This window comes from Burkholderia sp. AU28863 (assembly GCF_002223195.1).
Lineage (GTDB): Bacteria > Pseudomonadota > Gammaproteobacteria > Burkholderiales > Burkholderiaceae > Burkholderia > Burkholderia sola.
Genome location: NZ_NKFE01000005.1, coordinates 617783 through 630190, shown reverse-complemented (window position 1 = coordinate 630190; position 12408 = coordinate 617783). Strand labels below are relative to the sequence as shown.

Here is a 12408-nt window from a genome sequence, read left to right as displayed (position 1 = left end):
GGCCGACGCGGCGCGTCGTATCGTGCGGCCCGGCCCGCGGGCCGGACAGCCGGCGTGCTTACTTGTCGAGCAGGATGCGCAGCATGCGGCGCAGCGGCTCGGCCGCGCCCCACAGCAGCTGATCGCCGACCGTGAACGCCGACAGGTATTCGCCGCCCATCGCGAGCTTGCGCAGGCGGCCGACCGGCACCGTCAGCGTGCCGGTGATCTTCGCTGGCGACAGGTCGCGCATCGACGCTTCACGCTCGTTCGGCACGACCTTCACCCAGTCGTTCGCCGACGCGAGGATGCCGTTGATCTCGTCGAGCGGCACGTCCTTCTTCAGCTTGATCGTCAACGCCTGCGAGTGGCAGCGCATCGCGCCGATCCGCACGCACAGGCCGTCGACCGGGATCGAACCCGGCTCGCCCATCGCCGGCTTGCCGAGGATCTTGTTGGTTTCCGCGCCGCCCTTCCACTCTTCCTTCGACATCCCGTTGCCGAGATCCTTGTCGATCCACGGAATCAGCGAGCCGGCGAGCGGCACGCCGAAGTGGCTCGTCGGCATCGCGTCGCTGTTCATCGCGGCCAGCACGCGGCGGTCGATGTCGAGGATCGCGGAAGCCGGATCGGCGAGCTGTTCCTGCACCGCGCCGTTCAGCGTGCCCATTTGCGACAGCAGCTCGCGCATGTTCTGCGCGCCCGCGCCCGATGCGGCCTGGTAGGTCATCGCGGTGATCCAGTCGACGAGGTTCTCGCGGAACAGGCCGCCGAGCGCCATCAGCATCAGGCTGACCGTGCAGTTGCCGCCGATGAAGTTCTTCGTGCCCTTGACGAGCGCGTCCTTGATCACGTCGAGGTTGACCGGATCGAGGATGATGACCGCGTCGTCCTGCATCCGCAGCGACGATGCCGCGTCGATCCAGTAGCCGTTCCAGCCGGCCGCGCGCAGCTTCGGGAACACGTCGTTCGTGTAGTCGCCGCCCTGGCACGTGATGATCACGTCGCACTTCTTCAGCTCGTCGACGTTGGTCGCGTCCTTGAGCGTAGTCTCGTTTTTCGCGAACGACGGCGCCTTGCCGCCCGTGTTGCTGGTGCTGAAGAACACCGGTTCGATCAGGTCGAAATCGCCCTCTTCCTGCATGCGCTGCATCAGGACGCTGCCGACCATGCCGCGCCAACCTACGAGACCTACGTTCATGACTAACCCTTTGCTTTGAATGGAGCTTCCCCGCCATTTCCGTCCCCGCGTGACCGCGCGGGGAAACAGGCGGGCACGACGGCGATCAGCGTTTAATGATCGTTTTCGTGGTAATGGTTTTCGTGATGACGATGGCGCGCGCACCCGCACGGGCAGTGTTGCCGTGGAGTTTCAGGACCGGGGAGATCAGGGAAATCAGCGCCATCGTTCGAGTCTACACAAAGCCGGTGGCCCGCACAACGGCCAACCGTGCGCGAACCGGCCGATTTTTCCGGCCCGTTCGCGCCCTTTTCCACATTAATTACCGCACTTCATTGCGACGCGCTTACAGCGCGGCGACCACCGCATCGCCCATCGCGGCCGTGCCGACCTGCTTGCAGCCCGGCGTCGCGATGTCGCCGGTGCGGTAGCCCTGTTCGAGCACCGTTTTCACCGCGCGCTCGATGCGATCGGCCTGCTCGGCGCGATTCAGCGAGTAGCGCAGCAGCATCGCGGCCGACAGGATCGTCGCGAGCGGGTTCGCGATGCCCTTGCCCGCGATGTCCGGCGCCGAACCGTGCGACGGCTCGTACAGGCCCTTGTTGTGCTTGTCGAGCGACGCCGACGGCAGCATGCCGATCGAGCCCGTCAGCATCGACGCTTCGTCCGACAGGATGTCGCCGAACATGTTGCCGGTGACGATCACGTCGAACTGCTTCGGCGCCTTCGCGAGCTGCATCGCCGCGTTGTCGACGTACATGTGCGACAGCTCGACGTCCGCGTACTCCTTCGATACGTCGATCATGATGTCGCGCCAGAACTGCGACGTCTCCAGCACGTTCGACTTGTCGACCGACAGCAGCTTCTTCGCGCGCTTTTGCGCGGCCTGGAACGCGACGTGCGCGATGCGGCGCACTTCCGGCTCCGAATAGCGCATCGTGTCGAAGCCTTCGCGCTCGCCGGCGAACGGGCCGTCCGGCGCCGCGCGCACGCCGCGCGGCTGGCCGAAGTAGATGTCGCCGTTCAGTTCGCGCACGATCAGGATGTCGAGGCCCGCGACCAGCTCCGGCTTCAACGGCGATGCATCGACGAGTTGCGGATAGCAGATCGCCGGACGGAAATTCGCGAACAGCTCGAGGTGCTTGCGCAGCCCGAGGATCGCCTGCTCGGGGCGCAGCGCGCGTTCCAGCGAGTCGTACTTCCAGTCGCCGACCGCGCCGAACAGGATCGCATCGGCCTGCTTCGCGAGCGCCAGCGTCGCGTCGGGCAGCGGATGGCCGCTCGCCTCGTAGCCCGCGCCGCCGACCGGCGCCTGTTCGAGTTCGAACTTCTCGTCGAGTGCGTTCAGCACCTTCACCGCTTCATTGACGATTTCCGGACCGATGCCGTCGCCGGGCAGCACTGCAATCTTCATGCGAAATTCCTGACTGGGTAGAGTGTGATGGAGGCAGGCCGGCGAGCGCGCAAAGCGCGCCCGCCCCGAAGGCGATGTCAGCCGACCAGCTTGGTGTTGAGCCAAGGCTGCTTCACGAGCCGCTCTGCCTCGAACTGGCGAATCTTGTCCGCGTGGCGCAGCGTGAGGCCGATGTCGTCGAAACCGTTCAGCAGGCAGTACTTGCGAAACGCGGCGATCTCGAACGGATACTCGCGGCCGTCGCCCGCGCGCACGACCTGCGCGTCGAGATCGATCGTCAGTTGAAAGCCGTTGAACGCGACCGTCTCGTTGAACAGGTGATCGACCTGCTGCTCGGTCAGCACGATCGGCAGCAGACCGTTCTTGTAGCAGTTGTTGAAGAAGATGTCCGCGAAGCTCGGCGCGATGATCGCGCGGAAGCCGTATTGCTGCAGCGCCCACGGCGCGTGCTCGCGCGAGCTGCCGCAGCCGAAGTTCTTGCGGGCGAGCAGCACCGATGCGCCCTGGTAGCGCGGCTGGTTCAGCACGAAGTCCGGGTTAAGCGGGCGCTTCGAGTTGTCCTGGCCCGGCTCGCCGTGATCGAGATAGCGCCACTCGTCGAACGCGTTCGGACCGAAGCCCGTGCGCTTGATCGACTTCAGGAACTGCTTCGGGATGATCGCGTCGGTGTCGACGTTCTCGCGATCGAGCGGCGCCACGACGCCGGTATGTACAGTGAATTTTTCCATGATCCGTCTATCCGGTTGAAGGGCCGGCTGTCAGCCGGCGCACATCGACAAATTCTCGGCGGGAAACGTCACTCCGCGGCGCGCTTCAGCGCGCTGCCGGCGGCGTTGACGTCTTCCCCGAAGCCTCGGACGGTATTGCAGCCGGCCAGGCCGAAGCCCAACCCGGCCAGCGCCAGCACGGCAACCAGCCGCGCGATGACCTTCGATGCCGTCACGTGTTACCCCAGCTGGCGAATGTCGACGAAGTGACCTTCGATCGCCGCGGCCGCCGCCATCGCGGGGCTCACGAGGTGCGTGCGACCGCCCGCGCCCTGCCGCCCTTCGAAGTTGCGGTTCGACGTCGACGCGCAGCGCTCGCCCGGCTCGAGCCGGTCGGCGTTCATCGCGAGGCACATCGAGCAGCCCGGCTCGCGCCATTCGAAGCCCGCATCGGTGAACACCTTGTCGAGCCCTTCGCGCTCGGCCTGCGCCTTCACGAGGCCCGAGCCCGGCACGACCATCGCGAGCCGCACGTTCGACGCGATGCGACGGTTCAGCTTCTTCACGACGTACGCGGCCGCGCGAATGTCCTCGATGCGTGCGTTCGTGCACGAGCCGATGAAGATCTTGTCGACCTTGATCGATTCGATCGGCGTGTTCGGCTCGAGCGCCATGTACGCCAGCGCGCGCTCCATCGCGTCGCGCTTGACCGGATCCTTCTCGCGCTCGGGATCGGGCACGCGACCGTCGATCGACGTGACCATTTCCGGCGACGTACCCCACGTGACCTGCGGAACGATCTCGGCGGCGTTCAACTCGACCACGCGGTCGAATTGCGCGCCGTCGTCCGACTTGAACTGGCGCCAGTATTCGACGGCCTGATCCCACTCCGCGCCGGTCGGCACGAACGGACGGCCCTTCAGGTAATCGATCGTCGTGTCGTCCACCGCGACCATGCCTGCGCGCGCGCCGGCCTCGATCGCCATGTTGCACACGGTCATGCGGCCTTCCATCGTCAGCGCACGAATGGTCGAGCCGCCGAATTCGATCGCGTAGCCCGTGCCGCCCGCGGTGCCGATCTTGCCGATGATCGCGAGCACGATGTCCTTCGCGGTACAGCCACGCGGCAGCGCGCCCTCGACCTTCACGAGCATGTTCTTGCTCTTCTTCTGCAGCAGGGTCTGCGTCGCGAGCACGTGCTCGACCTCCGACGTGCCGATGCCATGCGCGAGCGCGCCGAATGCGCCGTGCGTCGACGTATGCGAATCGCCGCACACGATCGTCATGCCCGGCAGCGTCGCACCCTGCTCCGGCCCGATGATGTGGACGATGCCCTGGCGCACGTCGTTCATCTTGAACTGCGTGATGCCGAACGCGTCGCAGTTCGCGTCGAGCGTGTCGACCTGCAGCTTCGAGACGGGATCGGCGATGCCGTGGCTGCGGTCCGTCGTCGGCACGTTGTGGTCCGACACGGCGAGGTTCGCGCTGATGCGCCACACCGGACGCTGCGCGATCTTCAGCCCTTCGAATGCCTGCGGGCTCGTGACTTCATGCAGCAGCTGACGGTCGATGTAGAGCAGGGTCGTGCCGTCTTCCTCGGTGTGGACCACGTGGGTGTTCCACAGTTTGTCGTAGAGAGTCTGTGCCATGGGTATGCGGGGTCGTTGTGACTACAAGCCTTGCGGATGCGGTCGATTATGCCACGCAAAAGCGGCCCACGGAGTACCACGATAACGAAAAAAGTGAATAAAAACAGTGGGTTGGGTGGTACACGCGATACCCGGATAAGCATTACCCGGCAAGCGCGGCAGCCGCACGCGGACCAATCGGGCGCTCGGGATACGCACCTGGCGCAGGTTGTCGCGCGCCATGCGCCCAACCCGGCCAAACGCGCCGGCGCGTGCGACGCACCCATGCGGCTTGCGCGGCGCGGTTTCTCGACCGTCGCGGGCCGCGCCGGGCATTGCAATCGACTTGCGGCGGCGTGTTACCGGAAGAAACTGCGCAGCTCGCGCGCCAGCGCGTGCGGTTGTTCCTCAGGAATGAAATGCCCGCTATACGCGATCGTCGCGGCCGTCACATCTTCCGCGACATGCTCGAGCGGCCCCGCCATGTCGGGTATGGATCCCTGCTCCGCACTGACAGCGAGCACGGGCATCTTCAGCTTCCCCAGCGCCTGCAGCTTGCGGTTCTGCGCCGACGACTCCGACACGGCCCGGTAAAAGGCCAGCCCCGCTCGCAACCCGCCGTCCCGGGTGAACACCCGGAGATACTCGTCGACATCCGCGTCGGAGAACGACTCGGGATTGGCCGCCTTGCGACGCAAGAACCAATCGAGATACGCGCGCTCCTTGCCGGCAATCAACGTCTCCGGCAGATCGGCGACAGCATGAAATGCGAAGTGCCACGTGCGCCATGCTTTACCGGGCTCGATCGGCAGCGCGGCGGGCAGCGTGATGCCGGGGATCCCCGCGTCGAGCAACGCCAATCGCTTCACTGAATCGGGATACATCGCGGCAAACGGATAGGCGACCCACGCCCCGACGTCGTGAGCGGCCAGGTAAAAGCGCGCGATATTTTGCTGCTCCAGCAGGCGCGCAAGCGTTGCCGCGACGGTCTGCGTGTCGTAACCGACGAGTGGACGGTCCGAATCGCCTTGCCCGGGAAGATCCGGCGCCACGATCCTGAATTCGTCCGCGAGAAGCGGCATGATTCTCCGCCACGCGTACCAGCTTTCCGGAAACCCTGCGAGCAGGACAATGGTCTCGCCGTCGGCGCGGCCTCCTTCGACAAAATGAAGGCGCACCCCGTCTACAGTATCGAACCGATGACGAAAGCCGCTGAGCCGCGGGTCTTCCCGAAAATAGGGCGCGGCCTCGAGGTGCGAAGCATCCGCGGTTGATTGATGCTGGTGCATAAGTTCGTCCTCTCTACAGAATCGACTGTCCTGGATGATGCCCCCGTGCAGTGGGAGCCATTTCATTCGGAAATATTCATTTCCAAACTCGGCGAAACCGCCTCACGCGCACGCGCGATTTCGCGCGTCACTTCACATCGAATCACCTGTCGGGTAACGCGGAAACCTTAGTCGAGCAGCCGCATTGCCTCGTCCACCAGCATCGACATGTCGCTCCGGCTCTGGCCGAGCTTCCCCACCACTCGAAGCCCCTGCACCATGGCGAACAGGCAGCTCGACGTAGCTTGCGCGTTCAGCGCGGCATCGACGGATCCATCGGCCTGCCCTTGCTTGATCAAATCGCGAAGGAGACGCTCGATCCTCTGCATCGATTTGTGGACGATGCCGGCGATCTCGCTATCCAACGTACTCAGAACAATGGCGCCGGCGACGACCAGACAGCCCTTTCGACCCTCGTCTCCATGCGAGACGTCCGCGTAAAAGCGCAGGAGCGCTCGCACCTTGTCCCGACCGTTTTTTTCATCGGCAAGGATCATGTTGAGCTCGCTTGCGCGCCGATCGATGTACCGGCTCAACGCGGCAACGAATATGGCGTTCTTGTCGGGAAAGGCCTTGTAAAGACTGCCGGCGGTGAGCCCCGTCTCCCGCGACAGATCGCCGATGGAAGTCGCATGATAGCCACGCTCGCGAAAGACGCGGATGAAGCCGTCCAGCGCTTCATCCATATCGAATTCTCGCGGCCTGCCAACGTTCGATGCCATTTTCGTAGCCATGCGGCATCATAGGAAATGATCGTTTCCAAATCAAGTCCTCCGAGCCGTGCAGGCGCCACTGGCATTTCGCACTCGATCTCATAGACTGTCTATTCGCAACGGGCGGCGCGCGGCCGCCCTCCCAATTTCACGATGCCGGCATCGACCGACGCATCGACGGACAGGAGCATTGCATGCGATACGAACTCTATTACTGGCCCGAGATCCAGGGCCGCGGCGAATACGTACGACTCGCGCTCGAGGCAGCCGAAGCCGACTATGTCGACGTCGCGCGCGAATCGGGGCGCGGGATGGGCGTGTCGGCCATGATGCGCATGATGGACAGCACGAAGGCCGAATACGTGCCGTTCGCGCCGCCGTTCCTGAAGGCGGGCGACGTGGTCGTCGGGCAGACCGCGAACATCCTGCTGTTTCTCGGCGCGCGGCTCGGGCTCGCGCCCGACGACGAAGCCGGCCGGCTGTGGGTCCATCAGATCCAGCTGACCGCCGCCGATTTCATCACCGAGATCCACGACACGCACCATCCGATCGGCAGCGGCCTGTACTACGAGGACCAGCAGGCGGAAGCGGCCGAGCGTGCGGCCGATTTCCTCGAGAACCGGCTGCCGAAATTCCTCGGCTACTTCGATCGCGTGCTCGAACAGAACCCGCACAAGAGCGGCTATATCGCGGGCAGCGCGCTCAGCTACGCGGACCTGACGATGTTCCAGTTGATCGAAGGTCTACGCTATGCGTTCCCGAAAGCGATGAAACGCGCGGAGCGCAAGGTCGCGGCGCTCGTCGCGCTGCACGATCGCGTCGCGCGGCATCCGCCCGTCGCGCGCTACCTCGAGTCGAAACGCCGCATCCCGTTCAACGACATGGGGATCTTCCGGCACTATCCGGAACTGGACAAATGACGGCCCGGCACGTACCGCGGAACGTGCGCGCACGGGCGGATTTCACGCAGGATCAGTGCGGCTGCCCGTGCTGCGCGGCGGCTGCGTCGACGGCTTCCACCGAGCGCGTGAGCCACGGCCCGATGTCCATCTCCTCGTAGCGCACGAGCCGGCTCTTGCGCGCGCGGCGATACGTCCACCAGATCGCGACGAACAGCGGAATCCATACATAGATCGACAGCACTTCCATCCAGTCGATGCGCGCCGCGAAGAACGCCTGGTAATCCTGGCCGAGCGAAATCACGATGCAGACGGCGATCGCGAACACCGGCCCGAACGGAAACCATTTCGCGCGATACGGCAGTTGATCGAGCCGATAACCCTGCTTCAGGAATCCCTTGCGGAACCGGTAATGGCAGACCGCGATGCCGAGCCACGCGATGAAGCCGGTGATGCCGACCGTATTCAGCAGCCACAGATAGATGCGCTGGTTGTTGGTCAACGACGTGAGAAAACACAGCCCGCCGACCGCCATCGTCGCGTACAGCGCGTTGCGCGGCACGCCGCCCGGCGACAGCGTCGCGAATACGGCCGGCGCGCGCCCTTCCGATGCGAGGTTGTACAGCATCCGCGTCGCCGCGTAGGTGCCGGAATTGCCGGCCGACAGCACGGCCGTCAGGATCACCAGATTCATCGCGCCGGCCGCGAGCGGGAACCCTGCGTGGCTGAACACCAGCGTGAACGGGCTCACGCCGATGTCGGTCACGTCGCTCTTCAGCAGGTTCGGATCGGTGTACGGCACGAGCAGGCCGATCACGAAGATCGCGAGCACGTAGAACAGCATGATCCGCCAGAAGATCTGCTTCACCGCGCGCGGAATCGTCTTGCGCGGGTTTTCCGATTCGCCGGCCGTGATGCCGACCAGCTCGGTGCCGAGAAACGAGAAGCCCGCGATCAGTGCGACGCTGATCATCGCGTGCACGCCGCCGACGAACGGCGCGTCGCCGGTCGTGAAGTTGCGCCAGCCGACGGGGTGCCCGGAGCCGGTATGACCGTTGCCCAGCACGCCGGCCGCGATCAGCAGCCCGGCCGCGATGAACGTGATCACGGTGACGACCTTGACCAGCGAGAACCAGTATTCCGATTCGCCGAAGCCGCGCACCGACAGCGTATTGAGCAGGAAGATCAGCACGAGGAAGCCCGCGCCCCACCACACGCCCGGCACCGACGGAAACCAGTAGCGCATCACGATCTGCGCGGCGACCAGCTCGATCGCGATCGTCACCGCCCAGCTGTACCAGTAGGTCCAGCCGAGCGCGACGCCGAAGCCTTCGTCGACGTACTTCTCGCCGTAGATCGCGAACGAGCCCGATACCGGCATCAGCGCGGCCATCTCGCCAAGCCCGGTGACGACGAAGTAGACCATGATCCCGATCGCCAGATACGCGGCGATCGCCCCGCCCGGCCCGGCCTGCGCGACCGACGCGCCCGACGCGACGAACAGCCCCGTGCCGATCGACCCGCCGATCGCGATCATCGCGATGTGGCGGCCCTGCAGACGGCGCTTCAGCGTCGTCCCGGACGGCGCGGCCGTCTGCGCTGCCGCTTGCATGGCATCCATAGTATTCACCCTGATTGTGAGCCGGCCAGCCCGTTTGATTCGGAATGCAAATCGATTGACCCGGTCATTCGCATCGCAACCGGCCCCTGCCGGGCCGGTCGCCTCACACGAGGCTGCGCTTGATCGCCTGCAGTTCGGCCGTCGTCACGATCTTCTCGATCCGGAACCGCGGGCTTTCGAGCCACGCGTTCGCGATCCGCCGGTACTCGTCGAGATCCTCGCACGCGAGCCGCACGAGAAAATCGAACGTGCCGCTCACCAGCCAGCAATCGATCACGGCCGGATTCGCGCGCATTTCCTCTTCGAACGGCGCTTGCGAGCGCCCGTGGTCGGCCAGCACGATCTGCGCGATCACGACGATCGGCTTGGTCGCGCGCGGCGCCTTGATCACCGCGCGGTACCCTTCGATCACGCCGAGCGCCTCGAGCCGCTCCACGCGCGCCTGGCACGGCCGCGGCGTAAGGTTCACGCGCTCCGACAGCTTCCGGTAGGAAATCCGCCCGTCGGTACGCAGGATGTCGAGGATCCGGAGATCGATCTTGTCGAGCTGCATCTTCTTGTCGGTCATCCGCGTTCGCTCCGGTCGGGTCGTGGCTCCGCACGGAACGTCTGCCGTTCCGCGCGCGGCCCACATTATCCGGCCGAAGCCGCCGCGCGCCAATCGGCTAGAACCGTAGCGACAGGCAAGTCAGGCCGCCGTCCATCTTGCGGAACTCGCTCGTGTCGATCACGTGCAGCGGCATGCCGATCGACGCGATCGCGTCATGCACGCGCGGATAGCCTGCCGGCGTGATCAGCGTGCCGTTCACGCGCAGCGTATTGCCCGCGTATTCGTCGGCGGCCGCAATCGCGATCCGGCGATAGTCGGCGAACGCCGGATGCGCGGCCAGCGCGTCGGTCACGAGCAGCGTGTCGTCGCCGAGCGCGTTGACGACCGATTTCAGGTGCAGGCCGGCGCCGACTGGCACCGCGACGACCGAATAGCCATGGCGCGACACCAGCGACTCGAACGCGGCGATGCCTTGCGCGTCGGTGCGGCTCGTCAGGCCGATGAAGAAACGCTTGCCGACCAGCATCACGTCGCCGCCGTCGAGGCGGCCCTGCTGCATCGGCAGCAGTTCGCGATGCACGCGCAGCGCCGCTTCGATGTGCGCGGTCTCGCCGCGCCGCGCGGGCGCGCCGGGGCGCGTGATCACCGCGAATTCCGGCGTGACGACCGCGACGTCCTCGACGAAATGCGAATCGGGAAACGCATCGAGCGGCGGCAGTTCGGTCAGCTCGACGCCGAGCATGCGCAACGCGTCGCAATACGCGTGGAACTGCGCGAGCGTCTTGTCGTAATCGGGTGCGCCGAGTTCGGCGGTGGTCAGGCCCGCACCGCAGGACGGCGCGGGACGGCGAACGATCGCTTGCGTGAATTGCATCGACTCCTCCATGATCTGCGCCGCCTCCGTGCGGTGCACGGGCCGGCGGCGTTGTGTCCGGACCATTATCGGAAGCCAATTTGCGCAATTCGCGTCGATTTCGGCAGCGCCGACAGCCGATTGCGTCGAATTGTGCACACCACGCAGCGGATTCGGCAGACGGGCCGCCCGCCGTCTCGCGAACGGCCATTTCGCCGCCTGCACTCGCGTTACGCGCCGGGCTCGAATCCCATCTGCGCACGGCCGAGCGCCGTGAGATCGCCCTCCCCGGCGCGGCCGTCGAAATCGACTTCGAAATGGTCGGCCGGGAAATCGGGCGGGCTGTCGCCACGCAGGAACGCGAGCCGCTGCCGCTGCAGGTACGCATCGTTCTTCGCGCAGCCGGGCGCGGCCGCGATGTACATCACGTTGCTGTCGCCGCTGCCGCGATGCGCATCCTCGACCGCATGCACGACGTCGCCGTGCCAGAACACCGCGTCGCCCGGTTCCATGTGAGGGATCGGCACCAGCGCGTCGAGCAGCAGCGCGTGCCATTCGGGGCGGATCGACAGCGCACGGCCGGGACGCGCGCCGCACAGGTCGTCGTCGGCGACGTCGTCCTGCAGCGCGCGCAGCACGACATAGGCCATCGCGTTCGCGACCGGGATCAGTTGCAGCGTGCCGTCGCCAGGCCCCTGCGGCGTCAGCGCGGTCCAGCCCTGGAACGTGCGGAACATCGAACACACGGCCGGCGACGGAATCTCCTCGACGTCGGGGCGGAACGCCGCATCGAACGGATCGTAATCGCGCCAGCGGCCGGCCAGCACGTGGCGATAAACCTGGCGGAAATTCGCGCCGAGCCAGCGCTCGACCGAGCCGCCGTCGACGTGCGGCGACAGCCCGAGCGACGTCGAGCCGGGCGGCCGGCGACGAATCCGGTCCGCGTAGGCCGGCACCTGGTCGGGATCGAAATGCGTGCGCGTACCGTCCGCATGCCGCCACAGACGGTTCAGGAACACCCGCGCCTGCGTGAGCGCCGGCGACTGGCGCGCGGCCACCTGCGGCTTCGACCAGTAGACGCCGTAGATCTGCGGCTTGCCCGACGCGAGATTGCCGAAATAGCGATCTTCCGCGCGCGCGTGCAGCCGGTCGGTGAAACGGTTCGCCTCCAGATACGCGCCGATCTCGTCGTTCCAGTCGCATGCCTGCCGCGCGTCGAACACGCCGCGGATCACGACCGCGCCGTGCGTACGGATCGCGGCAATCGCGAGCGGATCGACGGTCCCCGCCGCGACATCCGCGAACGGCACGACCGGAATCACGTCATCGCCGTGCGCGTGCGCGCGGCGGATCGCGTCGACCTGTCGCGCGATGTCGCCTTCCACTTCGCGGAACGTGGCCGCGTAGCCTGGCAGGTCGGCGCGCAGCGCCCGTTTCGCCGCGCGGATCGCGTCCGGCAGATCGTCAATCGTCAGATGCATCGTTTGTCTCCTCGCTGAAGCGCGTTTTGGTGAGCACTGAGCGTACGGCCGCCGC

Annotated in this window: 13 protein-coding genes; 1 reads left to right on the top strand and 12 read right to left on the bottom strand. The window is 65.7% G+C overall.

Annotated features, from left to right (window positions below; genetic code table 11):
• Positions 1-58: 58 nt before the first annotated feature.
• The 8 genes from asd to CFB81_RS19310 form a co-directional block, all read right to left on the bottom strand.
• Positions 59-1180 (bottom strand): aspartate-semialdehyde dehydrogenase, encoded by a 1122-nt coding sequence (gene asd, locus CFB81_RS19345; RefSeq protein ID WP_069618461.1) that lies wholly within the window; start codon positions 1178-1180, stop codon positions 59-61.
• Between the two features lie 85 nt (positions 1181-1265).
• Positions 1266-1385 (bottom strand): hypothetical protein, encoded by a 120-nt coding sequence (locus CFB81_RS19340; protein ID WP_006756675.1) that lies wholly within the window; start codon positions 1383-1385, stop codon positions 1266-1268.
• A gap of 120 nt (positions 1386-1505) precedes the next feature.
• Positions 1506-2573 carry a 3-isopropylmalate dehydrogenase gene (gene leuB / locus CFB81_RS19335; RefSeq protein ID WP_011548096.1) on the bottom strand — a complete coding sequence of 356 codons (1068 nt, stop codon included), beginning with the start codon at positions 2571-2573 and terminating at the stop codon, positions 1506-1508.
• Positions 2574-2650: 77 nt separating this feature from the next.
• The gene (gene leuD / locus CFB81_RS19330) at positions 2651-3301 is read right to left on the bottom strand and encodes a 3-isopropylmalate dehydratase small subunit (protein ID WP_011548097.1); all 651 of its coding nucleotides are present in this window, start codon (positions 3299-3301) and stop codon (positions 2651-2653) included.
• A 68-nt stretch (positions 3302-3369) separates the two neighbouring features.
• Positions 3370-3516, bottom strand: a complete 147-nt coding sequence (locus CFB81_RS19325) for an entericidin A/B family lipoprotein (protein WP_027810579.1) — start codon at positions 3514-3516, stop codon at positions 3370-3372.
• Between the two features lie 3 nt (positions 3517-3519).
• Positions 3520-4929 (bottom strand): 3-isopropylmalate dehydratase large subunit, encoded by a 1410-nt coding sequence (gene leuC / locus CFB81_RS19320; protein WP_059582772.1) that lies wholly within the window; start codon positions 4927-4929, stop codon positions 3520-3522.
• Positions 4930-5267: 338 nt separating this feature from the next.
• Positions 5268-6197, bottom strand: coding sequence for an alpha/beta fold hydrolase (locus CFB81_RS19315; RefSeq protein WP_089437065.1), 930 nt, complete (start codon positions 6195-6197; stop codon positions 5268-5270).
• A gap of 167 nt (positions 6198-6364) precedes the next feature.
• Positions 6365-6970 (bottom strand): TetR/AcrR family transcriptional regulator, encoded by a 606-nt coding sequence (locus CFB81_RS19310; RefSeq protein ID WP_084044229.1) that lies wholly within the window; start codon positions 6968-6970, stop codon positions 6365-6367.
• A 173-nt stretch (positions 6971-7143) separates the two neighbouring features.
• On the opposite strand from CFB81_RS19310, the gene CFB81_RS19305 reads away from it, so the two are divergent.
• Complete coding sequence (locus tag CFB81_RS19305; protein WP_089436200.1) at positions 7144-7869, top strand: glutathione S-transferase; 726 nt, start codon at positions 7144-7146, stop codon at positions 7867-7869.
• A gap of 52 nt (positions 7870-7921) precedes the next feature.
• On the opposite strand, the gene CFB81_RS19300 is transcribed toward CFB81_RS19305, so the two are convergent.
• The 4 genes from CFB81_RS19300 to CFB81_RS19285 form a co-directional block, all read right to left on the bottom strand.
• Positions 7922-9469, bottom strand: coding sequence for an amino acid permease (locus CFB81_RS19300; RefSeq protein ID WP_089436199.1), 1548 nt, complete (start codon positions 9467-9469; stop codon positions 7922-7924).
• 103 nt (positions 9470-9572) lie between these two features.
• On the bottom strand, positions 9573-10037 hold the full coding sequence (locus CFB81_RS19295; RefSeq protein WP_089436198.1) for an Lrp/AsnC family transcriptional regulator: 465 nt from the start codon (positions 10035-10037) through the stop codon (positions 9573-9575).
• Between the two features lie 97 nt (positions 10038-10134).
• On the bottom strand, positions 10135-10893 hold the full coding sequence (locus CFB81_RS19290) for a dimethylarginine dimethylaminohydrolase family protein (protein WP_089437064.1): 759 nt from the start codon (positions 10891-10893) through the stop codon (positions 10135-10137).
• 209 nt (positions 10894-11102) lie between these two features.
• A complete protein-coding gene (locus CFB81_RS19285; RefSeq protein WP_089436197.1) occupies positions 11103-12353 on the bottom strand; it encodes a DUF1479 domain-containing protein in 1251 nt (416 codons plus the stop codon).
• Between the last annotated feature and the right edge of the window lie 55 nt (positions 12354-12408).